We start from the raw sequence: 22622 nt of genomic DNA on the forward strand, positions 1-22622 counted from the left end.
CGGCGGCAACTGCGCCGATCCTTCCGCGATCGTCTTTCGATCTGCACCGTCCTTGCCGCCATCGCGCCGCCCGGGGAGCCAGGCGGCGCGGCCCCGGCAGGGCCTATTGCAGCATGTAGGTCTCGTACTCCAGCCGGTCCAGCTTGCGGTCCAGCAGGTACAGCGCCAGCGCCACCACCACCAGCAGCGACACCGCAAAGCCGTAGCCGTACCAGGCCGGCCCCAGGTGCAGCGTCAGCAGCGTCAGCGCGAAGTTCAGCACCACGAAGGTCGCGGTCAGCAGCAGCACCTCGCGGCGGCGGTCCAGGTAGAAGTAGATGTTGAGCACCCCCAGCAGTACCACCTGCAGGCTGGCGCCGATCACGTCCACGTAAAGCAGCGGCAGGTACAGCTCGGAAATGCCCAGCAGCCGCAGCACCCACACGCCCACCGCGAACAGCAGCAGCGCCGCGATGGCCTGCACCTTGACGATCTCGTACAAACCCAGCCGGATGGTCTGGACCATGGTGTTGCGCATGTCCTCGATATGCTCGAGCGAGCTGCCGCCGCGCACCGCGTTGTAGAACGCGTCGTAGTACTCGACGAAATCGGTCTCGATGCGCACCAGGAACACCGCCATGCCGGGGATGATCGCCAGGTAGGCCAGGAACACCGGGATGTCGTAGATGATCGACGCATGCAGCGGCCCGATCACCTGCTGCCCCGTGGAGGGCGCGTACCAGAACATGAACTTGTCGATCCAGATGCCCAGGTTGTACAGCAGGCCGATCGCGACCAGGCTGGGGTAGGCATAGCGGCGCTGGAACACCTCGAACGACATGAACTGGCGGCTGGTGTAGTTGCGGTAGATCAGCGTCACCATGCCGGTCAGCAGGCACAGCTGGCCGGCGGCGAAACCGCCCAGCAGCCCTTCCAGCCCGTGGCCGCGCAGCGCCAGCGCGGCCCCGACCGAGATCGCGTAGCCCAGCAGGAAGGTCCACACGATCGCCTTGTACTGCTTCATGCTCGACAGGAAGATCGCGGCAATCCAGATATTGCTCAGCACCACGAACCCCGCCACCATCAGCAGCCGGTACAGCACCGACTGCTCGCCGAAGCTGAACACCGCGCACGCCACGCCGATGCAGCCCGACAGCACCGTCGCCAGCAGCGCCACCGCGTGATAGTTGCTCAGGACCAGGTGGTCGCGCTTCTCGAACAGCCGGTCCGAGGTGAAGCGCGTGAACGCCAGCTGCATCGGCCCGGTCAGGATCAGGCTGCCAGCGATCAGGTAGGTCACCGACACCTGGAACTGCGTGATCAGCGAGCCCGGCACCACGAAGGGCAGGCTCAGCATGCCGATCAGCAGGATGCCGACGATCGACAGGATCCACGGCCCGGAGCTGATGATGCCGGCATACGCGTAGGCGCTCAGCATGCCCGACAGGTTGTCCCGCCGCAGCATCTTGCGCAGCTCGAATCCAATGCCAGCCATGCTCAGGCTCCTCCGTGGACCGGGCAGCGCGCGGGGTTGCCGCCGCCCTGCCGCTCAGGTCCGCCATGCCCGGCGCCGTCTGGTTGCGCCATCAGCCGTTGATACAGTTCGCGGTAGCTGCCCACCATGCGGTCCTGGGTGTAGTAGCGCTCCACGCGCGCCACGCCGGCGGCCTGCGCCGCCTGCCAGCGCGCCGGGTCCTGCAGCAGCCCGAGCGCCGCCGCGGCCAGTGCCGCGGGGTCGGCAATGCGCACCACCTCGCCGGCCGAGCCCAGCGCGGCGTCCTCGCCGGGCAGGCCGAACAGCAGCTCGCGGCACGAGCCCACGTCGGTGGTCACGCACGGCACGCCGGCGGCAAAGCCCTCCAGCACCACCAGCGGCAGCGCCTCGCTGATCGAGCTCAGCACCAGCACGCCCACCTGCGGCAGCAGCGCGTCGATGCGCTGGAAGCCCAGGAACTTGACCTTCTGGCCCAGGCCCAGGCTTTCGGCCAGGCTGCGGCATTCGCGCGCGTAGTCGGGATCCTCGTCCTCCGGGCCGGCGATCCAGCCTTCGGCGTCGGGGTACTCGCGCACCACCGTCAGCATGGCGCGGATAAAGGTCTTGACGTCCTTGATCGGCACCACCCGGCCGATCAGGCACAGCACCGGCGGCACGCCCGGCTTGCGGCGCGCGCGCAGCGGCGCCAGGCGCGGCAGGTCGATGCCGTTGGGGATGCTGCGCGTGCGCGCCTCAGGGGCGCCGTCCTGCACCTGGCGGCGGCGGTTGCCCTCGTACAGCGCGACGATGTCGTCGCCAGCGTCGTAGCAGACCCGGCCAATGGTCTCGAAGAAGCGCACCCACAGTTCGCGGAAATAGCTGATCTGGGAGATGTCGCGCTCGAACACATTGCGGTTGTCGCGGATCCACTGGCTCTGGAACAGGTCGATCTTGCGTTCCTTGGTGTAGATGCCGTGCTCCGACACCAGCAGCGGGCGCTGGTTGCGGTGGCGCAGCAGCGCCCCGAGAAAGCCCGCATAGCCGGTGGAAACCGTGTGGTAGACGCGCGCCGGGATCAGGTTGTCGGCAATGCGCACCAGCTGCCACAGCGGCTTGTGCATGATGCGCACGGTCCAGAAATAGTCCGTGAACGACGGGTCCGTGCAGAAGCGCCGGTATTGCTCGGTGATGGTCTGCCAGGCGCGGCGGCTGTACAGGAAGGCGTCCTCGCCCAGCGCCCCGCCCTCGCGCAGCGCCGGCATCAGCTCGCGGATCATGGCGCCGGCCTCGGCCTCGCGGCCCGGGTCGCGCAGCAGCTCGTGCAGGCGGTCCGAGGCGTCGAACGCCCTGGCATCGCCGGTGCTGCCCTGGACCAGCGGCGGCGGCGGGAAGTCGTACAGGTAGTGCGTTTCCAGGTGCACCACGTTGGGCGGCAGCTGGTAGGCCATGTCGCCATAGTCCTCGCGCCGGCTGCCGATAAAGACGATGCCGAAGCGCAGGTCCGGGAACGCGCGGATCATCTGGTTGACCCAGCTCGACACCCCTCCGCTCACATACGGGAAGGTGCCTTCGAGTAGCAGCATGACGTCGGCCGACGTCCCTTTTACCAGAATCTCGCTCATGATTGCCAGTACCGCAGCAGGGGCCGCACCAGCGGGAGCGGCGAGGGGCTGTCAAACGATGCCATCAGCTGGCGCACCGCGGCGTAGTCGCGTTCCAGGTAGGCGGCTTCGGCCAGGTGCGGCAGCACGCGCTCGCGCGCGAAGCCGAGGGATTCGGCGCGCTGCAGCCAGTCGCGCGCCTCGCGCGGGGCATTGCGCGCCAGCGCCAGGCGCCCGCGCATGTACCACAGCGAGGCATTGTTGTCGTCGTACTCCAGCGCCGCGCTGGCGTAGCGCTCGACCTGGCTGGCGGTGTAGCGGTAGACATCGCCCTGCACCAGGTTCTGGTAGATCAGTTCCCAGTACAGGTCGGCCAGCCGCTTGCTGATCTCGGCGCGCTCGCTGGCGCTGTTGGCGCTCTCCAGCCGCGGCAGCTCGGCCAGGATCTGCTGGGTCAGCTGCTTCTCGGCGCCGTCCAGCATGCCGTAGGCCAGCAGCCGCACGTCGTCGACGCTGTCGGCCAGCAGTTCGCGCAGCACCGGGCTGGCGGTGCGCGCCGGCATCGACTGCATCGCCACCAGCGCGGTCATGCGCTCGGTCAGGGGCGCGCGCGCATTGCCCAGCTGCGCACGCAGGCGCGCGCCGCCGCCGTGGGTGACGCGCGACATCAGGTGCGTGACGAACTCGGGCAGGCCCACGGTGCCGATGCCGCTGGTGTCCACGCGCCGCGGGAACAGCTTCGAAAACAGGTAGCTGCCCAGGCACACCAGCGCGCCGCCCAGCGGCACGAAGAAGCAGAACAGCGCGAGAAAGCCATAGCTCCACAGGAACGGCACGCGAAAGCGCCGCGGCAGCAGGCGCCACAGCAGCAGCGCCGTCAGCGCGGCAGCCACCGCCTGCATGCCGAAGAAGGCCAGCAGCAGCGCGGTGCTGTTGCCGGCGCGCGCCAGCAGCGCCAGCGCGGCGATCTGGGCGGCGAGCCCGCTGGCGCCGAGCTTAAACATGGGGCGCTTCCCCGGCCGGCAGCGTGGCGGGGGCGATCGCGCCATCCACCTGGGCCCGGCGTAGCAGCTTGACCAGCGCGTCTTCCGAGCCGGCGCCGGGCACCGCCAGCGTATAGACGCCGATGCCCGCACTGGTGAAGTCGGTGCCGAACTGCGCGCGCAGCATGTCTTCGATGCGCACCAGGTAGGCCGCCACCGCCTGCGCATCGGACAGCGGCATCAGCGTCAGCATGGCACGGTGATGGGCGTTGACCACCGGCCACGCCACATCCAGCGCGCGCCGGCTGCGTACCACCTGCTCGAACAGCGCATCGCGCTCCGGATCCGCGTCGAACACCAGCGCCACCACCGAGCTTTCGATGCCGGTCTCGCGCCGCAGCCGCGACAGCCGCGCATAGTCCAGCGCAAACGGGTACGGGCAGGCCGGCAGCGCCGCCTGGATGGTGCGGGTGGCGCCGGCGTGCTCCACGCCGTCAGCGTAGTAGCCCAGCAGCACCATCAGCATCTGCAGGTTCTCGTAGGTCAGCGACAGGAACGGCATGCGCTCGACCACCAGCAAGCCGATCAGGTGGTCGGAGCCGGCCAGCACCGGCGCCACCGCCACGTAGCGCGTCTGCGCGCCATGCTGCAGGCCGTCGGCGCGCAGGTGCGCCAGCTGGCGCGTGTCCAGGCAGTGGCGCACCAGCGGGTCGGTGGTATCGAGCGTGAATTCCGGGCCGACGCTGGCGACAGGGGCACCGTCCACGTGCTCGCCATCGCAGGCATAGAGCTCGGCTGCCTCGAGCTGGCAGGCCTGCGCTACCACCTGCAGCATCGGCTGCGCGCCGGCCAGCACCTGGCCGGTGCGCGCCGCCTCGTCCAGCGCCACGCTGCGCAGCTGCGACAGCGTGTCGCGCAGCGTGGTGGGCCGCGCCAGCAGGTCGTTTTCCAGCCGCGCATGCGAGATGCGCAGCAGGTAGTGGTTCTTGGTCAGTGCCGCCAGGCGTTCGTCCAGGTAGCGGTTCACGGCGCGGGCACGCGCCAGGCGCGTGCCCCAGATATCGCCGAACTGCCCCGCTACTAGCACCAGCAGCAGCCCGCCGAGGAAGAACAGGCGCGGGAAAGGTCCTGCCATCACGCCGGTCTGCTGGTAGAAGTACCAGCCGCCCAGCAGCATCAGCACGCTGCCCACGCCGATCAGCGTGCCGTAGCGCAGCGCCAGGATCACCGGCAGCAGCCAGGCCCACGGAAAGCCCATGCCGAGCAGCAGCGGGTTCTGCGGCAGCGCCAGCCACGCCAGCCCCATTGCCGCCAGCATGGCCACCACCAGTTCCACCACGGCCGCGCGCCCGCTGACCGCCGGCGCCAGCAGGCGCGCATAGCGCCCACCCAGGCCGATGCCCTGACCTTGCCGCGCGCGATATGTCTTGTCAGCCGTATTGGCCACGCTCATCCCCTTGCTTCAACCATTCCATCGCCGCATCGGTGTGCAGCCTCGTCCTGATGGCTTGCCGCCGCCTCAGCCCTGCATCAGCGGCGCCAGCAGGCGGCGCAGCAGCTTCTGCGCGGTGCCCGACAGCGACGCGCGGCTCCAGCCGCTGTCGCTGCCGGTGGCCGACCACACCACTTCACCGCTGGCCACGTCCAGCAGCTGCAGCGAGATGCCGACCGCGGGCTCGCCGTCCACGCCCACCTTGTAGCGCCATTCCTGCACCGCACCGGTCAGCGCGTAGCGGGCCTTCTCGGCACGCGCCCATTCCAGCGCCTTGCCCACGGCCTCGCGCTCGGCCGGCTCGAACAGCGTTTCCGGGTTCAGGCTGGCCGGATAGCGCTTCAGGCTGGCCACGCCGCCGGTCTTCAGCAGGCTCTCGGCAATCGCCTCGGCGCGCAGGCCGGCCTGCGGCGTCTCGGTGTAGTTCACGATCGGCAGCACCGCGATGGTCTCGCCGCGGGCCAGCGCCGGCGCGCGGCCGACATCCGTCACCGCGCAACCCGCCAGCCACAGTGCCGCGCCCAGCGCGCCGCACCATGCCGCCAGCCGCCTGGCCACCGTCTTGCCTGTCACTGCCGTGGTTTGCTTGTTCATCTTCATCCCCTTTTCCATGTCCTGTTGTTACCCGATCCGTGCCATCCGCTGCCGCCGGCTCAGTACAGCCAGCGATAGCGCATTCCCAGTTCCGTCAGCGGCTTGCCACCGTTGCGCGCCGCGGTCTCATGCGAGATATACAGCGCCAGGTGGTCGTTGCCGAACACCGATCCGGCCAGCCCGCCCTGCACGCGGAAGTTCTGCCGTGCGCGCGTGTCGCGCAGCAGCCCCACTTCACCGAACGGCCGCCACTTGCGTGTGTACTCATCCAGCAGCTCAGTGCCGAAGCCGAACAGCACGCCGGCCTGCGTAAAGCCCTGCGGCATGTAGAACGCCGGCGTGGCTTCGTCGCCGGCCGGCACCAGCGACGCCATGCGCGGTGTCAGGCTGCCGCCGTTGGCGCTGTAGTTGGCATGCGTGCCGACCACGCGCACGGTGTAGTCCGGATACGAGGTGCGGATCCTGTAGCCGGCCTCGACGTCATAGACCATGCCATGCCCCAGCGCGCTGCGGTCCTGCCCGCGGAAGCTGCTGTACTCGATGCGCGCGCCGACGAACTCGCGCAGGCTGAAGCGCCAGGTTGCGCCCAGCCCCACGACGTCCTTGGCCCCGCCCACGCGCAGTGGCGCCGATTCATCGGCCGGCTGGTTCAGCCCGGCCAGCGTGCTGAACTGCAGCCGGCCCTGCTGGTTCCACTCGCCGAAGAAGCGCGCGGTCGCCATCGTGTCCAGTCCCTCGCGGTAGCCTGCCGTGGCACGCCAGCGCTTGCTGTTGTCGCGATAACCCAGCGACAGGTCGGCGCGCCGGTCGGACGACGGCACGTTCACCAGCTGCTGGGGGTCGGTGCTGCGCTGGTCGCGCCAGGTGCCGCGCAGGTTCAGGTCATACCCGTCCCACAGGCGCACGCCACCCGCGAGGCTGCCTTCGGTATATTCCAGCGGCTTCTGGTGCATGAAGCTCACGCGCGGCTCGATCGCCTGGGCGTTGTAGAGCAGCGTCTCCTGCAAGGTGTCCTGCAGCGTGTCATCGGAACGGGCCCGCTCCTGGGTCTCGAAGGCCAGCGTCTGCGCGGCGCTGATGCGGTTCAGTTGCTGGTTGGCCTCGATCTGGTTAGCCACCGGCACGCGGCCGGCCTGGCGCTCCAGGATGCGGTCCAGGCTGTTCATGTCCTGCTGGTCCAGCGCAATCGCCACCTCGGCATAGGCCGGGCGCTGCAGCCGGTTGACGTACTGGCGGGCCAGCCAGCCGCGCGCCAGTTCGTTGGATTCCGCGGACATCGCCCAGGCCAGGGCGGCATCGCGACCGGCAGCGGACAGCGCGGCATCGCGGCGGGCCGCGTTGCGCACGACCTCCGCGGGCGCGGGCGCAGTTGCCGCCTCATGCAGCGGCGGCAGCCCGGCCACCTCGCCCAGCTGCGACGGCGCGCCCGCCATCGGCGGCACCAGTTCGCGCGCCGCGGTGGAAGCGCGGTCCGCGCGCAGCATCTGGATCACCAGCGCGCGCGAGACATCGCCCGAGGCAAAGCTCTGCCCCAGCGCCACGGTCTGGCGGCGCAGGTCCGCGCGCGAAGGCGCGCCGGAATCGTTCTCGTACTCCTCGTCGCCGTCGGTGTTGTCGGGCCGCAGCCGGGCATAGCGCACCCCGCCCTGGGACCAGCCGTGATGCAGGTCGATCCAGGCCTGACGGCGCATGCGCCAGGCCATGTCGGTCTGGCCGATGGTTTCATAGGCATCGGCCATCAGGCTGAGCCAGAGCGGATCGGCGCTCTTGCCGTCATTGAGCCTGCGCAGGTAGTGCAGGGCCGCGCGCCCGTCCTGGAAGCGCATATGGCCCGCGGCAAAGGCGCCCCACAGGTCGGGGTTGTCTTCCGCGTCGTCCTTCACCCGGCGCATCACCGCGCGCACCTCGGTATCGCTGCCCTGGTCGACCAGCGTCCACAGCAGCGCCGCCAGGGTTTCGCTGTCGGCATCGCGCAGGCCCGCGGCGTGGCGCAGGTCGGCCAGGGCCAGGTCGCGCTGGCCGGTCACGCGGTAGTACTCCGCGCGCCGCATCAGGAAGCGGCTCGACTGCGCTGCCGCCTGGCGCTGCCCGGGCGTCATGTCCCGCAGCAGGCGTTCGATACGCGGGTAGGCATGGGCACGCGTGTAGTAGTACAGCGCCAGCTCCAGCGATGCCGGCTTGCCGCTGCGGCGCCAGTCGGCCTCGGCGATGCGCCCGGCGTCGATCGGGGTCTTGTCGTAGTAGGCGATCAGGTTGGAGAAATCCGCCTCCTGCGTGTCGCGGACCTCGTCCAGGCAGTCGTTGCGCGCCGGGCCCGCCGGCAGCTGCAGGCAGTGTTCGTCCTGCGTCTGCGCCGCCGCCAGCATCAGCTGGCGATAGCCGTCCTTGAGCAGGTCGTCGCGCTGGTTCAGCCGCGCCAGCTCGGTAAAGGTGCGCCAGTAAAGGATGTCATCCTTCCCGGCCGTGGCACGCGCCGGCAGCATGGCGTCCAGCGCCTGCGCCAGCTTGCCGCGCACATAGAGCAGGTTGGCGAGCTTGAGGGCATAGGCAGAGCGTGGGCCAAAGCGCTGCTGCAACTGCGTATAGATCTGGAACGCGCGCTCGTCCTTGCCGGCGCGCTCGGCCAGCGCGGCGTGGCGCTCCATGATGTCGCGCGCCCTGGGGCCGTGGCTCAGGCCTTCGAGGAAGCGCATGGCCTCTTCCGGTTCGCCCAGGCGTTCGTAGGCGGCCACCACCTCATCCACCGTCTTCAGGTTCGAGCCGCCCGCGCGGTGGCGCAGCGCGGCCAGGTAGGCGCGGTCGTCGGACAGGCCGGGGGCGAGCCGCATCACAGCATCCCACGCGCGCTCGTCGTTGGTGGCGCGCGCATAGTCGAGCCAGCTCTTCAGGGCCACGGCGGGCTGGCGGTTCCATTCGGCCACCTGGGCCAGCCGTTCGCGCCAGATCGCCTCGCCCGGCAGCCGGCGCACCGCGGTCTCGGCCACGCGCTGCGCCTGGTCGAGCTTGCCGGCCGACAGGAACACGCGATAGGCGAGGTCGTAGTCGTCGGCGTTGAACGGCTTGTCGGCTGGCTCCGCCGGTGCTTGCGCGGGCGCCGCAATCTTGCGCGTACCCAGCTGGCCGGAAGCGGCCAGCGCTTCACGCAAGGCCAGGCCGCGCGGCCCGTCGAGGAAGACAAAGCCGCGCTCGGCCCAGGGCTGGCTGGCGGCGATGCGGCGCACCTCGGCCTGGCGCGCGGCCAGCGCCATGTCCCCGGCATCGCGCGTGCGCGCCGAGACCTTCAGCAGCCGCTCGACATAGCGGCTGGCCTGCTCCGGCTTGTTGGCCGCCAGCGCCAGCTTCGTCAGGTAGCGCAGCACCTCCGGATCGTCCAGCAGCTTGCCGCCGTGGCGCTCGGCCTGTGCCAGCGCTTCATCCAGCAGGTTGCCTGACTGCAGCGTCTGCACTGCCTTCAGGAACAGCGCGCGCTGCTCGGCCAGCGTGGTGGCGGCCGCCTGCTGCGCGAACAAGGCGTTGGCGGCGTCACGATAATCGCCGCCCGCGATCGCCAAGTCGGCCAGCTGGCGGTTCCAGAAGGCCGCGTTGTTGCGGTCCTGGCTGGCCAGCGCCGCATAGAACTTGCGCATGGCGTCCTGGGCGCCGGCCTGGCTGGACTGCGTGGCCAGCGTTTGCAGGTCGGCCAGACCCCAGCTGCGCCCGGCAGCCTGGTCCAGCAGGCTGCGCAGCTGCACCAGGTTCTGCTCGCGCTCAGGCGTATCCGGCAGCGCGGCCCAGGCGCGCTGCTGCGCGATCTCGATGCGGGTGCGCAGGATCTGGCCCGACAGGTCGGTGCCCTGCACCGCCTGCATGCGCGCCAGCATGGCCTGCGCCTCTTCCAGCCGGCCGGTGCGCGCGTATTGCTCGGCCAGCACGCCCATGAAGGCGGGGTCGTCGGGCGTGACCTTCCACCAGGCTTCCAGGTAGGCCATGGTCAGCCCGTCGATGGTGCGACCCTGGCCCAGCAGGCGTTCGCGCAGGGTCTCGCGCGGGAACATCAGCGCCAGGCCGATCCCCACCATCGCGGTGAAAGTCAGCACCAGCGCCGGCGGCAGCAGCCGCTCGCGCTCAACCGGCGCAGCGGACTTCGACTTGTTGCCTGGCATGGTTCGGATCGGTGACGGGTGCGGTATCCACGCGCAGCGTATTGCGCTCGCGGACGGCCTGTACGGGCTTGCCATCGACGCTCACACGGCAGTTGCCGGCATTGGCAAGACGGAAGAATGGCTTGAAGTAGCCGCTGAAGGCGAAGCGCGTGACGCCATCGCGCTGCGACCAGTCGCGCACGATGCCGTTGGCTTCGGCCAGTTGCGGCGCGGCCGGGGCAGTGACGGTGTCGCGCACGGCAAAGCGCGCATCGCCGCCATCCAGGTGCAGGTAGACGCCGCCGCCCGGTGCCGGCGAGGTGCCGGTCACGCCGTGCGCCGCGCCCACGTCGGGCATGCCCGCGCCGCTCCAGCGCAGGTTGCGCAGGTTGCCGTCGCCGCGCACGATCCATTCGGCACCGGTGCTGCCCGGCTGGCCGTCGCCCACGTCCCGCGCCACGGCCATGTCCTGCCAGTCGAGCACCTTGCGCACGTAGTCGGTCGAGTGCAGCGGCAGCAGCGGCTGCGCCAGCACATAGTCATAGACCTTGCGCAGCGCCTTCAGCGACGCGGCCTTGGTGCCCGAATAGCTGTGGTAGTAGATATTGACCGGCTTGAAGCGGTAAGGCTTGTCGGTCAGCTCGTAGGTCTCGATCACGCGCTCGAAGCCGTAGAACGGGCCATGCCAGAGGTTGGTGTAAACGTTCTCGTTCTGGTTGGGCGCAAACACCTGGAAGGTGCCGCCGGGCTTGTTGATGCCCAGCGGCGCAATCGCGGTCCAGCTGGGATTGCTGCGCGTAATCAGCGTATCGCCGCCGTTCATGTTGAGCACGCGCGCCTTGTCGGTCAGGCGCAGCGCCTCGGCCGGCGGCTGGCAGTCGCCCGACCACAGCAGCATGCTGACCGGCTTGCCGGCCGGCGCCAGCGTGCGGTTGATGTAGTCGATGGAGCCGCCGATCTCGCGGTTCAGGTCCATGCTGTAGCCGGGGATGCTCAGGTGGAAGGCCTCGTCGCCCTCGACCACGGCGGCCCCGCTGGATTGCGCTGCCTGCCCTGGCGGTGCCGGCACCGTGCGCGACCATTCGAATGGATGCGAGAAGGTATGGCTGGCCACCTCGACATAAGGCTGCGCGAAGATCTTGCGCGCGATCGGCTCAAGCTCGGCGCTGAGCCTGGGGTACATGCCGTCCTTGCTGACTTCGCCCTGGATCACCGACATCGTCATCGGCAGCCGGTAGCGGTCGAAGATCTCGCGGAACAGCACCTCGCCGGAGAAACCGCCGCCGGGAATCTCGGCGCGCGAGGCAAAGCCGTCGCCGTCGATATGGATGGTCAGCAGGCGCCGGCCGTTTTCGGTGGTGACATCGGGCACGGGCATGGCGGGCAGGCGCAGCGCCTCGCGCAGGAAGTCCAGCGGCTGCACCACCCAGCGGCTCTGGGCGTTGCCGTTGCCGCTCTGGCGCACCGCATACGGCCCCAGCACATAGCCGCCCCACGGCGTGATCGCGGCGGCGTCATAGGTCAGCGTGCCCGAGCGCAGGCGCAGCAGCGAACGGTAGCCATCGCCGTCCGGCACCTGGATCGCTTCGGCCTGGGTGCGGTCGGGGGCCACCGGCATCTCGAAGCCCATCATCCGGTCCTTGGCCAGCACCTCGACCGGGCCCGACACGCGGCCCTTGACGGTCTTCAGCCCGAAGCTGCGCGCCACCGCGCCGCTCACATTGGTGCCGAAGTCGTTGAGGAACACCACCGGCATGCCCTGCGCCATGCGCGCCTGCACCCAGGTATAGAAGCGTCCCGGCTGCGCCGTGACATTGCCTGACAGGTACACCACCACGCCGGCGTAGCGGTCCGGCCCGATCTCGGGCAGGTCCTCGCGGGTCTCGGCGAAATCCACGCGATAGCCAAGGTAGTTGAGCGGCATCGAGACAAAGCGCACGCCCTCGGAATCATCGATCGACACCCCGGGGCGGCGCTCCTGCACCACCAGCACGCGCCGGGGCAGCACCTCGACCTTGCCGATGCCAACCGTCTGCAGCCCGGGATCGGCCACATAGGGCGTGATCCCCAGCGCGCGGATGCGCTGCGCGGTTTCGCGTGCGCAGCGGCGGTCCGCCGGCGGGCAATAGTCGATGGAGATCACCGGCAGGCGGTACTGCTCGCGGATGGTGCGCGCCTGCGCCAGCAGCCAGTCGCGGTCCGCCTGCGGCACGTCGACATAGCGGCCCTGGGCCTGGTTCCAGCCGCGGAACAGCGATTCGAAGGCAAAGGCATAGGCCAGGTCATGCACCTGCGGCAGGATCTCGAAGCCGCGGTTGAAGACCAGGCGCGCCTCGGGGTAGCGCGCCTTGATGGCGCGGATCACGCGCACCAGCCCGGCTTCCTGCCGCGCGCGCTCGGCGTCGGTCCTGGCGGCAAGCTGGTAGGAATCGAGGGTATCGAGGAAGAAGCCGCGGAAGCCGCGCTGCCACAGCGGCGCGATCACCTTGTCGACATAGAAGGCGGGCCAGCCGTCGGCTGCCTGGTCGATGACCGGGGCGTTCCAGGCGTCATTGCGCCCGACGAACCAGGCCTTGGGGATGTCCTTGAAGTAGGGGCGGCTCTCCAGCACCTCGCCCACGCTGACATAGGCAAACCAGGCGGTGGCCGGCGTCGCCGCCTGGCGTGGGTCGAAGCCGCTGTCGGGCTCGACCACGGCGATGTCGAAGGCCTGCAGGGCGTCAACCGGCGGCCTGGCGCCGTAGTGCAAGGCGATCGACGGCATGGATGCCGTCTGCGCCGCGGGCGGCGGCGCGGCCGCAGCCGTCGCCGCCCCGAGGGCCAGCGCCAGCGCGATGCCTTGCACCTGCTGCGCCATGCGCATCCCTACCCACCCCGATCGGAACGGCATGCGGCCGCCCCGGCTCCCTTGTGCTTCCTCCAGCTGCTTCACAGGCTTGCTTCCTCTTCTCTGCGCACGCCGGCAAGTGCCTCACGCACAACATTTCCTGATGCGGTCGTCGCCGCCTTGTGTCCGACTGTGGATCTCAGAATCGGAAAAATCCGATGGTATCCGGCAAACGAATGCTAGGACAGACGCATGGATCACATTGTCAACAATTGTCCCAACACTGAGACATTGAGCCGGCTCGCGCGTTAACGCGCGCCGCGGCGCTGCAGGGCGCGCGCCAGCCACGCTCGCGGTACAGGCGTACCGCGAGCGTGGTTCAGCTCAGATGCAAACAACGGAAACAGTCAAGGTCCCGTGCACGACGGGTGGTGGAGCTGTCCGCAACCGCAATGCCGGACAGCTAGGTTTGAAACGCCATGATGGATTCCCCGTTCCGATATTTTATGTATGGGCCCGCATACAGTGGGCGCGCTCATGTATGTCTGTACATGACGCGAGCGCGGCCACCGGCCTGGCCTTTATTGTCAGCATAATGGTATATCCGGGCCGCGCCCGCTTCCCCCGAACGCGGTAGGCATTGGGCGCCGTAAGAATTTGTAAAAAAGATGGTACGCCCATGCACCGGACGGCAGCCATTATGCACGGGAGCGTGGCATCACGCCCGCTGACGGTGCACGCACAACCAAATCCGCCAATAGAAAATCAGGGAATTCACTGAACTGAAGCTGAAGTAGAAAACGCTAACATCTCCTATCGGAACCTCTCATCATGATTAGGCGCTTAGCCTGATTGACACGCCGGGAAAATTCGGCAGAATGATTCCCACTTGTGCAGCGCCCATGCGGTGTGTCTTTTGGTGTTGTCGTTCCGTGACGTTTTCGGTTGTCACGACAGCGACATATCGAAGTCATATGGAATGCGCTGGCGGGGAACATAAAAAGGATCCGCTGGGTGCGTTGCACACGGTGTATAACGAGCGTTTTCGCTCATTTTGAAATTCAAGGTTGAGATAGATATGGAAACCGGTACCGTTAAGTGGTTCAACGACGCAAAGGGCTTCGGCTTCATCACGCCGGATGAAGGTGGCAATGATCTGTTCGCGCACTTCTCCGCAATTGAAGGCAATGGCTTCAAGTCGTTGAAGGAAGGCCAGAAGGTACGCTACGTCAAGGCCATGGGCCAGAAGGGCGAGCAAGCCACCAAGATTCAGGCCCTCTGATACCGGTGGAGTCCGGGCCGGTCCAGCGGGCCGGCCGGAAGGAAAGCCCCGCAGCTTCGGCGCGGGGCTTTTTTATTGGCGCGCCGGCACCGGGGCCGTGGAGACTGCGGTCCTGCAACGGGTGAAATTGCTATAATCGGCCGACCCACAACCACCCTCCCGCCAGTGGGTGCGCACGGATGCTGCGCGGTCAGTGCGGGACGGTATGCAGCGTGTCGAGGAGTTTCGTGGCCGGTACTCAAATCGCAACGCAAGACGCCCCGGTCGCCGCCGACCAGGGCAGCCAGGCGGGCCCAGCGGCCTCGGCCGGCAGTTCCTTCCATGCCGCGCTGCGCATCCTGCCGCCAGCGCAGCGCCAGGCCATGTTCGAGATCTATGCGTTCTGCCGCGCAGTCGACGACATCGCCGACGGCAACGCACCGCACGCCGAGCGCCTTGCGGCGCTCGATGCCTGGCGCCACGACATCGCCGCCTGCTACGCCGGCAATCCGCCTCGCGCCCTGCAGCCGCTGAGCGCGCAGATCCGGGCCTTCCACCTGCAGCAGCAGGATTTCCTCGCCGTGATCGACGGCATGACCATGGACGTGGTGCAGGACATCCGTGCCCCCGACGCGGCCACCCTCGACCTGTATTGCGATCGTGTCGCCAGCGCTGTCGGCCGGCTCGCGGTGCGCGTGTTCGGCCTGGAAGAAGCGTGCGGCATTGCGCTTGCGCACCACCTGGGCCGCGCGCTGCAGCTGACGAATATCCTGCGCGATATCGACGAAGACGCTGCCATCGGCCGGCTCTATCTGCCGGCGGAAGCGCTGGCCGCGGCCGGCATCGGGGCGGACACGCCCCAGGCCGTGGTGGCCCACCCCGCCGTCGGCCAGGCCTGCGCGGCCGTGGCGCGCGAGGCCCAGGCGCACTATGACCAGGCCTATGCCATCATGGCGCGCTGCCCGTCCCGGCAGGTGCGCTCGCCGCGCATCATGGCCGAGGTCTACCACCGCATCCTGGCGCGGCTGCGCACGCAGGGCTGGCGCGTGCCGCGCCAGCGCGTGCGCCTGCCGCGCGCCCAATTGCTCTGGATCGTGCTGCGCCACGCCATTGGCTGAGCGCTGCACCCGATGCATGCCGGGCGCGGCCGCGCCGCGCACCGGCATAAGGAGTCTGCATGTCGATGAATGAGACCGCCTTTGCCACGGCAGTGCCCCGGATCGCGCCGGCCAGCGCGGGCGAGAGCCCCTCGCCGCGCGACGCCGTGCAGGCACTGGACCACGGCATCGGCCGCGCGATCGACGCGCTGCTGCACCAGCAGCGCCCCGACGGCCACTGGGTCTATGAACTGGAAGCCGACGCCACCATTCCCGCCGAATACGTGCTGATGGTGCATTACCTCGGCGAAGCCCCTGACCTGGAGTTTGAAGCCCGCCTGGCCCGCTACCTGCGCCGCATCCAGAATCCCGATGGCGGCTGGCCGCTGTTCCATGAGGGCCGCTCCGACGTCAGCGCCAGCGTGAAGGCCTATTTCGCGCTGAAGATGGCCGGCGACGATCCCCAGGCCGCGCATATGCAGCGCGCGCGCCGGACCATCCACGCGCTGGGCGGCGCCGAGGCCAGCAATGTATTCACGCGCACGCTGCTGGCCCTGTACGGCGTGATGCCGTGGTCGGCGGTGCCGATGATGCCGGTCGAGATCATGCTGCTACCGCAGTGGTTCCCGTTCCACCTGTCCAAGGTCTCGTACTGGGCGCGCACGGTGATCGTGCCGCTGCTGGTGCTGAACAGCCTGCGCCCGCAGGCGCGCAACCCGCGCGGGGTCGGCATCAATGAGCTGTTCGTCGGCAACTGCCATACGGTGCGCCTGCCGCCGCGCGCGGCGCACCAGCACGCCGGCTGGTACACCGTGTTCCGCGGCCTGGACGCGCTGCTGCGCGTGGCCGAGCCGCTCGTCCCGCGCACGCTGCGCCGGCGTGCCATTGCCGCGGCGCAGGCCTTCGTGCGTGAGCGGCTCAACGGCGAGGACGGCCTGGGCGCCATCTTTCCGGCAATGGCCAACAGCGTGATGATGTTCGACGTGCTGGGCGTGCCGCCCGACGACCCGGCGCGCGCGGTGGCGCGGCAATCCATCGAGCGGCTGCTGGTCGAGCACGGCGACGAAGCCTATTGCCAGCCCTGCCTGTCGCCGGTGTGGGATACCGCGCTGGCCGCGCACGCCCTGCTGGAAACCGGCGAGGCGCGCGCAACGGCCGCGGCCGGGCGCGGCCTGGACTGGCTCAGGCCGCTGCAGGTGCTGGACGTGCGCGGCGACTGGGTCGTGCGCCGCCCGCGGGTGCGCCCCGGCGGCTGGGCCTTCCAGTACGCCAATCCCTATTACCCGGACGTGGACGACACCGCCGTGGTGGCCGCCGCGATGGACCGCTACATGCGCGCGCACGATGTGCCGGGCCGCTATGACGAAGCCGTGGCGCGCGCCGCCGAGTGGATCGTCGGTATGCAAAGCAGCGACGGCGGCTGGGGCGCGTTCGAGCCCGAGAACACGCATCTCTACCTGAACAACATCCCCTTTGCCGACCATGGCGCGCTGCTGGACCCGCCCACCGCGGACGTGTCCGCGCGCTGCCTGTCGATGCTGTGCCAGATCGGCGCCACGCCGGCCAAGAGCGAACCCGCCGCGCGCGCCCTGCGCTACCTGCTGGCCGAGCAGATGCCCGACGGCAGCTGGTTCGGCCGCTGGGGTACCAACTATATCTACGGCACCTGGAGCGCGTTGTGCGCGCTGAACGCCGCGGGCCTGGCCCCGGAAGCGCCCGAGATGCGCCGCGCCGTGGCCTGGCTCGAGCAGATCCAGAACGCCGACGGCGGATGGGGCGAGGACGGCAGCAGCTACCGGCTCGATTACCGCCGCTACGAGCCGGCGCCGAGCGTGGCCTCGCAGACAGCGTGGGCGCTGCTGGCGCTGATGGCAGCCGGCGCCGCGCGGCATCCGGCGGTGGCACGCGGCATCGACTACCTGCTGCGCACCCAGCAATCCGGCGGGCTGTGGCATGAGCCGCGCTTTACCGCCGTGGGCTTTCCGCGCGTGTTCTACCTGCGCTATCACGGCTATGCGCGCTACTTCCCGCTGTGGGCGCTGGCGCGCTACCGCAACCTGCAGCGCGGCGGCGCGCACCAGGTGTCGTGGGGGCTATGAGGGCACCGTTCGTGCTGGTCGTCACCGGCATGGCGTTCGAGGCGCGCATTGCCGCCGGCCCTCATTGCCGCGTGGTGCACGGCCTGCGCGGCCTTGCGCTGGAACAAGGCGTTTCCGCGATGGCGAGCCGGTACTGCATGGGCATCCTCAGCTTTGGCGTGGCGGGCGGGCTGGATCCCGCCCTGGCGCCGGGCGATCTCGTGCTGGCGGACTCGGTCTGCGCGGCAGGCGAACGCTACGACACCGACATGACCTGGACCCGGGCAATGCACGCGGCACTGCCGCATGCCAGGGTCGGGATGCTTGCCGGCGCGGACCAGCCGGTGCTTTCGGTTGCCGCCAAGCAGATGCTGCACCGGGCCACGGGGGCGCTCTGCGTCGACATGGAATCGCACCTCGCCGCGCGCATGGCGGCGGCTTGCCGGCTGCCGTTCGCGGCTTGCCGCGTGGTGATCGACCCGGCCAGTCGCGCGGTCCCGGCTGCCGCGGCGGCGGGCATGGGTGAAGACGGCAAGACCGATGTGGGCGCGGTGCTGGGCGGGCTGCTGCGCGCGCCGTGGGAACTGCCGGCGCTACTGCGGCTGGCGGGCGATGCGGCGGCCGCGCGCGGCGCGCTGCGGGCAGCCCGGCTGGCGCTTGGGGATGAATACGGCTTGCGCGATATGCGGACGCTGGCCGGCTGAAGGGATCCCCTGACGGCGTCAGCCGCCAAACTTCCGCACCGCATCCAGCGCCAGCCCGCTGCCGATGCTGCCAAACCGGTCCCCTTCCACGCAACGCGCTTCCGGCAACAGCGCCGCCAGCCGCTGCCGCAGCAGCGGCACGCTGCTGGAGCCGCCGGTGAAGAAGATGGTATCGACCGCGGCGCTATCCACGCCGGCATCCACCAGCAGCTTCTGCACGGTCTGTTCGGTCTTCACCACCAGCTTGTCGATCGACGCATCGAACTCGTCGCGCGTGATGGTCAGCGTCAGCCCCTGCTCCAGCCGGTGCAGGTCCACGTCGGTGCTGCCGTCATCGGACAAGGCGATCTTGGCGGCTTCCATCTGGATGGCCAGCCAGTGCCCGGCACGCTCGCGGATCAGCCGCACCAGGCGGTCGAGCTTGACCGTATCCGCCGCGTCGCGGTAGTTGTCCATCACCAGCGACCACGCCTTGCGCGTATAGACCAGGTTGATGGTGTGCCAGCTGGCCAGGTCGAAATACTGGCTGGACGGCATCGCCTTGCCGTTGCGCAGCGCGCTGCCCAGGCCCAGCAGCGGCATTGCGCGCGCCAGGCTGAGCGCACGGTCGAAGTCAGTGCCGCCGATATGCACGCCGCCATTGGCCAGGATGTCGTCGCGCCGGTCGCTGCGCGCGGCGCGCTCGGGCGACAGGCGCACCAGCGAGAAGTCCGAGGTGCCGCCGCCGATGTCGGCCACCAGCACCAGTTCCTCACGCGTGATCCGGGCCTCGTAGTCGAAGGCCGCGGCGATCGGCTCGTACTGGAACGCGATCTCGCCGAAGCCCGCGTCGCGCGCGATCTCGGCCAGGGTGTCTTCGGCGAGCTGGTCGGCGGCCGGGTTCTCGTCGATGAAGAATACCGGGCGGCCCAGCACGGCGCGCGAAAACTCCGTGCCGGCAGCCTGCTCGGCACGCGTCTTCAGCTCGAGGATGAAGTGCGCCAGCAGCTTGCGGAACGGCATCGCCTGGCCCATCACCTCGGTGCTGTCGTCCATCATCGAGGTGCCCAGCAGGCTCTTGAGCGAACGCATCAGCCGGCCTTCATAGCCAGCCAGGTAATCGCCCAGCGCGGCGCGGCCATAGCTGACCAGCGGATCCTCCGCGTGGAAGAAGATCACCGAGGGCAGCGTCACCTTGCCGTCCTCCAGCGGCAGCAGCGCCGCCGGCCGCGCCGGATGGCTCCAGCCGACCGTTGAATTGGACGTGCCGAAGTCCAGGCCGCATGCGTTTGACATCATCGATTCCGTTCCCTGCAAGACAAAGTGGCCCGCGCGGCGCAAGGCCGGCGCGGGCGGGGGCGTCATTGTAGGGCAGTCGCGCGGACCGTGGAGGCCCGAGGGGCAGACGATGTTGTCGGGAAGCTATTTTCAAACATGCATTGAAGGCAGTACTAATCAAATGTCTCTTTTTCAATGACATGGCAACTGGGACCATGGCGACCTCGGCGTGGTGCTCCCTGCATCACCCACTTTCCAACTGGAGCCTGGTCATGAATCTCTCCGACATCGTCGATACCCGCTATGCCACCAAAGCCTTCGAGGCAGGCCGCACCCTGCCCCAGGCCACCGTGGACCAGCTGCTCGCCGTGCTGCACAAGAGCCCGTCCTCGGTCAATTCCCAGCCGTGGCACTTCGTGGTTACCGCCACGCCCGAAGGCCGGGCCCGGATGACGCGCGCCACCGTCGACCGCCATCCCTACAACACGCAGAAGATCCAGGACGCCTCGCATGTGATCGCGCTGTGCGTGCGCACGGAAATGGATGCCGCCCACCTGGCCGGCATCCTGGCGGCCGAGCAGCGCGACGGGCGTTTTGCCGATGACGCGGCCCGCGCCGGCATGGACAAGATCCGCCGCGGCTTTGTCGACCTGCACCGCTATGACCTGCGCGACCTGCAGCACTGGATGACACATCAGGTCTACCTGGCGCTGGGCGGCCTGCTGATGGCCGCGGCCGCGCTGGGCGTGGACGCCACGCCGATGGAAGGCATCGATACCGGCCCGCTCGACCTCGAACTGGGCCTGCGCGAGCGCGGACTGACCAGCGTGGCGCTGGTCAGCCTGGGCTATCGCAGCGCGCAGGACTTCAATGCCGCGCTGCCGAAGTCGCGGCTGTCGCGGGAAGAAGTGTTCACGTTCCTGTAATTCCCGTTCCTGCAAGTCCGGCCCCGGCAGGGGCCGGCGCGTGCCTTGACACGCCCGCATGCCCCTCCTATGCTGCGTCTGTTCTTTATTAAAGACCGTCGTTCTGTTCTACGGAACACCAAGGAACGCACGGCCGGACGTAGCCCATGCAAAAACCCCTGCGCCATATCCGCGTGCTCGACCTCACCAATGTGCTGGCCGGGCCGTTCTGCTGCCACCAGCTTGCCCACCTGGGCGCTGAAGTCATCAAGGTGGAAACCCCCGGCACCGGCGACCTGGCCCGGCAGCTGGGCGCCGATGCCGAACTGAACCAGCGCCTGATGGGCGTGTCGTTCCTGGCCCAGAATCCCGGCAAGCAGTCGCTCACGCTCAACCTGAAGCACGCGCGCGGCAAGGAGGTGTTCCGCAAGCTGGTGCAAAGCGCCGAAGTGCTGGTGGAGAACTTCCGCCCCGGCGTGATGGACCGGCTCGGGCTGGGCTACGAGACCCTGAAGCAGGACAACCCGCGCCTGATCTACTGCGCGATTTCCGGTTTCGGCCAGGACGGGCCGCTGGCCGGTCTGCCGGCCTATGACCAGATCATCCAGGGCATGGCCGGCGTGATGAGCATTACCGGCGATGCGCAGAGCGCACCGTTGCGGGTCGGCTATCCGGTCTCGGACACCATCGGCGGGCTGACCGCGGCGCTGGCGGTATCGGCTGCGCTGGCGGACCACCAGCGCACCGAAGGCTATTTCATCGACGTATCGATGCTGGAAGCCACGCTGGCCACCATGGGCTGGGTGGTGTCCAACCACCTGATCGCCGGCAAGGTGCCGGCGCCGATGGGCAACGAGAACATGACCGCCAGCCCCTCGGGCACTTTCCGCACCGCAGACGGGCTGCTCAATATCGCGGCCAACAAGCAGGAACAGTTTGAAGCCGTGTGCCGCGTGCTGGGCCGTCCCGAGCTGGCCGCCGATCCGCGCTTCGCGCAGCGCCAGGCGCGGCTGGCCAACCGGGGGGAGCTGACACAGGCGCTGGAAGCAGAGCTGGCCAGGAAGCCGGCCACCGAATGGTGGCCGATGCTGACCGAGGCCGGCGTGCCCACCGGCCCGGTGCTGGACGTGCCGCAGACGCTGGCCCATCCGCAAGTGCGCGAGCGCGGCATGATCGGCGAATTTGCCGACGCGCCCGGCGTGGGCCGCGATATCCGCGTGGTGCGCACCGGCTTCAAGCTCAACCGCGAGGCCCCGGCCGTGGACACGCCGCCGCCGGAGCTGGGCCAGCACACGCGGCAGGTGCTGGCCAGCCTGGGCTACAGCGATGCGGACATCGACCAACTGAGCGAGGAGCGCGCGATATGAGCGGCATCGACACCGACCACTACCCCGGCCACCCCCGCGATGACGCCATGGACCCGGGCCAGCGCCTGTCGCAGGACTGGTGGCGCACCGGCATCATCGACATGCGCCCGGGCGAGATCCGCTACCGCGGCTACCCGATCGAACAACTGATCGGCCGGGTCTCGTTTGCGCAGATGATCTGGCTGATGCTGCGCGGCGAGCTGCCCGGCCCCGGGCAGGGCGAGCTGCTGGACGCGGCGCTGATGGCCGCGGTCGACCACGGCCCGCAGGCGCCCAGCATTGCCATCGCACGCATGGCGGCCACCTGCGGCGTGGGGCTGAACAACGCCATGGCTTCCGCCGTCAACGTGCTGGGCGACGTGCATGGCGGCGCCGGCGAACAGGCGGTGGCGCTGTACCAGGACGTGGCGCAGCGGCTCGATGCGGGCAGCGCCATGGACGACGCCGTCGCCGCCGCGCTGCAGCACTACCGCGACCTGCACGGCAAGTTCATTGCCGGCTTTGGCCACCGTTTCCATCCGGTCGACCCGCGTGCGCCGCGGCTGCTGGCGCTGGTCGACCAGGCCGCGGCCAACAGCGTGGTCAGCGGCCGCTACGCGGGGATCGCGCGCGCGGTCGAGGCGGCGCTGGGTGCCGGCCGCGGCAAACCCATCCCGATGAATATCGATGGCGCCACCGCGGTGATCTATGCCGAACTGGGCTTTGCCGCACCGCTGGCGCGGGGGCTGTTCTGCCTGTCGCGCTCAGTCGGCATCCTGGCGCATGCCTGGGAACAGACCTGCGAGGGCGGCCGCAACAAGGGCCCGATGCCGCGCCAGTTCCTGTGGACCTATGACGGCGCGCCGCAGCGCGATGTGCCGGAGCCAGGCCGGCAGGCATAAC

15 protein-coding genes are annotated in these 22622 nt (G+C 69.0%); 7 read left to right on the top strand and 8 right to left on the bottom strand.

Going from position 1 to position 22622, the window contains the following annotated elements; all coding sequences use genetic code 11:
• Positions 1-103: 103 nt before the first annotated feature.
• The 7 genes from pelG to AC07UK_RS16425 all read right to left on the bottom strand — a co-directional run bounded on the left by pelG (position 104) and on the right by AC07UK_RS16425 (position 13134).
• The gene (gene pelG / locus AC07UK_RS16395; protein WP_436224782.1) at positions 104-1474 is read right to left on the bottom strand and encodes an exopolysaccharide Pel transporter PelG; all 1371 of its coding nucleotides are present in this window, start codon (positions 1472-1474) and stop codon (positions 104-106) included.
• 2 nt (positions 1475-1476) lie between these two features.
• Positions 1477-3075 carry a GT4 family glycosyltransferase PelF gene (gene pelF, locus AC07UK_RS16400; protein WP_436224781.1) on the bottom strand — a complete coding sequence of 533 codons (1599 nt, stop codon included), beginning with the start codon at positions 3073-3075 and terminating at the stop codon, positions 1477-1479.
• On the bottom strand, positions 3072-4058 hold the full coding sequence (locus AC07UK_RS16405) for a tetratricopeptide repeat protein (protein WP_436224780.1): 987 nt from the start codon (positions 4056-4058) through the stop codon (positions 3072-3074). Before AC07UK_RS16405 ends, pelF begins: the two co-directional genes overlap by 4 nt.
• The gene (locus tag AC07UK_RS16410; RefSeq protein WP_494687591.1) at positions 4051-5490 is read right to left on the bottom strand and encodes a PelD GGDEF domain-containing protein; all 1440 of its coding nucleotides are present in this window, start codon (positions 5488-5490) and stop codon (positions 4051-4053) included. The genes AC07UK_RS16405 and AC07UK_RS16410 overlap by 8 nt, the downstream gene beginning before the upstream one ends.
• 66 nt (positions 5491-5556) lie before the next feature.
• Positions 5557-6123, bottom strand: coding sequence for a transporter (locus AC07UK_RS16415; RefSeq protein ID WP_041228943.1), 567 nt, complete (start codon positions 6121-6123; stop codon positions 5557-5559).
• Positions 6124-6182: 59 nt separating this feature from the next.
• Positions 6183-10265 (bottom strand): tetratricopeptide repeat protein, encoded by a 4083-nt coding sequence (locus AC07UK_RS16420; protein ID WP_494687592.1) that lies wholly within the window; start codon positions 10263-10265, stop codon positions 6183-6185.
• Complete coding sequence (locus tag AC07UK_RS16425; RefSeq protein WP_494687593.1) at positions 10228-13134, bottom strand: bifunctional glycoside hydrolase/polysaccharide deacetylase family protein; 2907 nt, start codon at positions 13132-13134, stop codon at positions 10228-10230. Before AC07UK_RS16425 ends, AC07UK_RS16420 begins: the two co-directional genes overlap by 38 nt.
• 1015 nt (positions 13135-14149) lie before the next feature.
• On the opposite strand from AC07UK_RS16425, the gene AC07UK_RS16430 reads away from it, so the two are divergent.
• The 4 genes from AC07UK_RS16430 to AC07UK_RS16445 all read left to right on the top strand — a co-directional run bounded on the left by AC07UK_RS16430 (position 14150) and on the right by AC07UK_RS16445 (position 18211).
• On the top strand, positions 14150-14353 hold the full coding sequence (locus tag AC07UK_RS16430) for a cold-shock protein (protein ID WP_010810931.1): 204 nt from the start codon (positions 14150-14152) through the stop codon (positions 14351-14353).
• Positions 14354-14580: 227 nt separating this feature from the next.
• Positions 14581-15450: a presqualene diphosphate synthase HpnD gene (gene hpnD, locus AC07UK_RS16435; protein WP_494687594.1), complete on the top strand. Its 870-nt coding sequence runs from the start codon at positions 14581-14583 to the stop codon at positions 15448-15450.
• A gap of 59 nt (positions 15451-15509) precedes the next feature.
• On the top strand, positions 15510-17528 hold the full coding sequence (gene shc, locus AC07UK_RS16440) for a squalene--hopene cyclase (RefSeq protein ID WP_494687595.1): 2019 nt from the start codon (positions 15510-15512) through the stop codon (positions 17526-17528).
• A complete protein-coding gene (locus tag AC07UK_RS16445; RefSeq protein WP_494687596.1) occupies positions 17525-18211 on the top strand; it encodes a phosphorylase in 687 nt (228 codons plus the stop codon). Before shc ends, AC07UK_RS16445 begins: the two co-directional genes overlap by 4 nt.
• An 18-nt stretch (positions 18212-18229) precedes the next feature.
• On the opposite strand, the gene AC07UK_RS16450 is transcribed toward AC07UK_RS16445, so the two are convergent.
• The gene (locus AC07UK_RS16450; protein ID WP_436224774.1) at positions 18230-19489 is read right to left on the bottom strand and encodes an Hsp70 family protein; all 1260 of its coding nucleotides are present in this window, start codon (positions 19487-19489) and stop codon (positions 18230-18232) included.
• A gap of 251 nt (positions 19490-19740) precedes the next feature.
• Here AC07UK_RS16450 and nfsB point away from each other — a divergent pair, with 251 nt between their 5' ends.
• The 3 genes from nfsB to AC07UK_RS16465 all read left to right on the top strand — a co-directional run bounded on the left by nfsB (position 19741) and on the right by AC07UK_RS16465 (position 22621).
• The gene (gene nfsB, locus AC07UK_RS16455) at positions 19741-20394 is read left to right on the top strand and encodes an oxygen-insensitive NAD(P)H nitroreductase (RefSeq protein ID WP_436224773.1); all 654 of its coding nucleotides are present in this window, start codon (positions 19741-19743) and stop codon (positions 20392-20394) included.
• A gap of 146 nt (positions 20395-20540) precedes the next feature.
• Positions 20541-21740 carry a CaiB/BaiF CoA transferase family protein gene (locus AC07UK_RS16460; RefSeq protein WP_436224772.1) on the top strand — a complete coding sequence of 400 codons (1200 nt, stop codon included), beginning with the start codon at positions 20541-20543 and terminating at the stop codon, positions 21738-21740.
• Complete coding sequence (locus AC07UK_RS16465) at positions 21737-22621, top strand: citryl-CoA lyase (RefSeq protein ID WP_436224771.1); 885 nt, start codon at positions 21737-21739, stop codon at positions 22619-22621. Before AC07UK_RS16460 ends, AC07UK_RS16465 begins: the two co-directional genes overlap by 4 nt.
• Position 22622: the final 1 nt, after the last annotated feature.

The sequence above is a fragment of the Cupriavidus sp. GW821-FHT07C08 genome, from assembly GCF_059419025.1.

Excerpts from the sequence above, each read along its gene's own strand:
- pelG (WP_436224782.1), bottom strand. The coding sequence starts at position 1,474 with ATGGCTGGCATTGGATTCGAGCTGCGCAAGATGCTGCGGCGGGACAAC.
- pelF (WP_436224781.1), bottom strand. The coding sequence starts at position 3,075 with ATGAGCGAGATTCTGGTAAAAGGGACGTCGGCCGACGTCATGCTGCTA.
- AC07UK_RS16405 (WP_436224780.1), bottom strand. The coding sequence starts at position 4,058 with ATGTTTAAGCTCGGCGCCAGCGGGCTCGCCGCCCAGATCGCCGCGCTG.
- AC07UK_RS16410 (WP_494687591.1), bottom strand. The coding sequence starts at position 5,490 with ATGAGCGTGGCCAATACGGCTGACAAGACATATCGCGCGCGGCAAGGT.
- AC07UK_RS16415 (WP_041228943.1), bottom strand. The coding sequence starts at position 6,123 with ATGAACAAGCAAACCACGGCAGTGACAGGCAAGACGGTGGCCAGGCGG.
- AC07UK_RS16420 (WP_494687592.1), bottom strand. The coding sequence starts at position 10,265 with ATGCCAGGCAACAAGTCGAAGTCCGCTGCGCCGGTTGAGCGCGAGCGG.
- AC07UK_RS16425 (WP_494687593.1), bottom strand. The coding sequence starts at position 13,134 with ATGCCGTTCCGATCGGGGTGGGTAGGGATGCGCATGGCGCAGCAGGTG.
- AC07UK_RS16430 (WP_010810931.1), top strand. The coding sequence starts at position 14,150 with ATGGAAACCGGTACCGTTAAGTGGTTCAACGACGCAAAGGGCTTCGGC.
- shc (WP_494687595.1), top strand. The coding sequence starts at position 15,510 with ATGTCGATGAATGAGACCGCCTTTGCCACGGCAGTGCCCCGGATCGCG.
- AC07UK_RS16445 (WP_494687596.1), top strand. The coding sequence starts at position 17,525 with ATGAGGGCACCGTTCGTGCTGGTCGTCACCGGCATGGCGTTCGAGGCG.
- AC07UK_RS16450 (WP_436224774.1), bottom strand. The coding sequence starts at position 19,489 with ATGATGTCAAACGCATGCGGCCTGGACTTCGGCACGTCCAATTCAACG.
- nfsB (WP_436224773.1), top strand. The coding sequence starts at position 19,741 with ATGAATCTCTCCGACATCGTCGATACCCGCTATGCCACCAAAGCCTTC.
- AC07UK_RS16460 (WP_436224772.1), top strand. The coding sequence starts at position 20,541 with ATGCAAAAACCCCTGCGCCATATCCGCGTGCTCGACCTCACCAATGTG.
- AC07UK_RS16465 (WP_436224771.1), top strand. The coding sequence starts at position 21,737 with ATGAGCGGCATCGACACCGACCACTACCCCGGCCACCCCCGCGATGAC.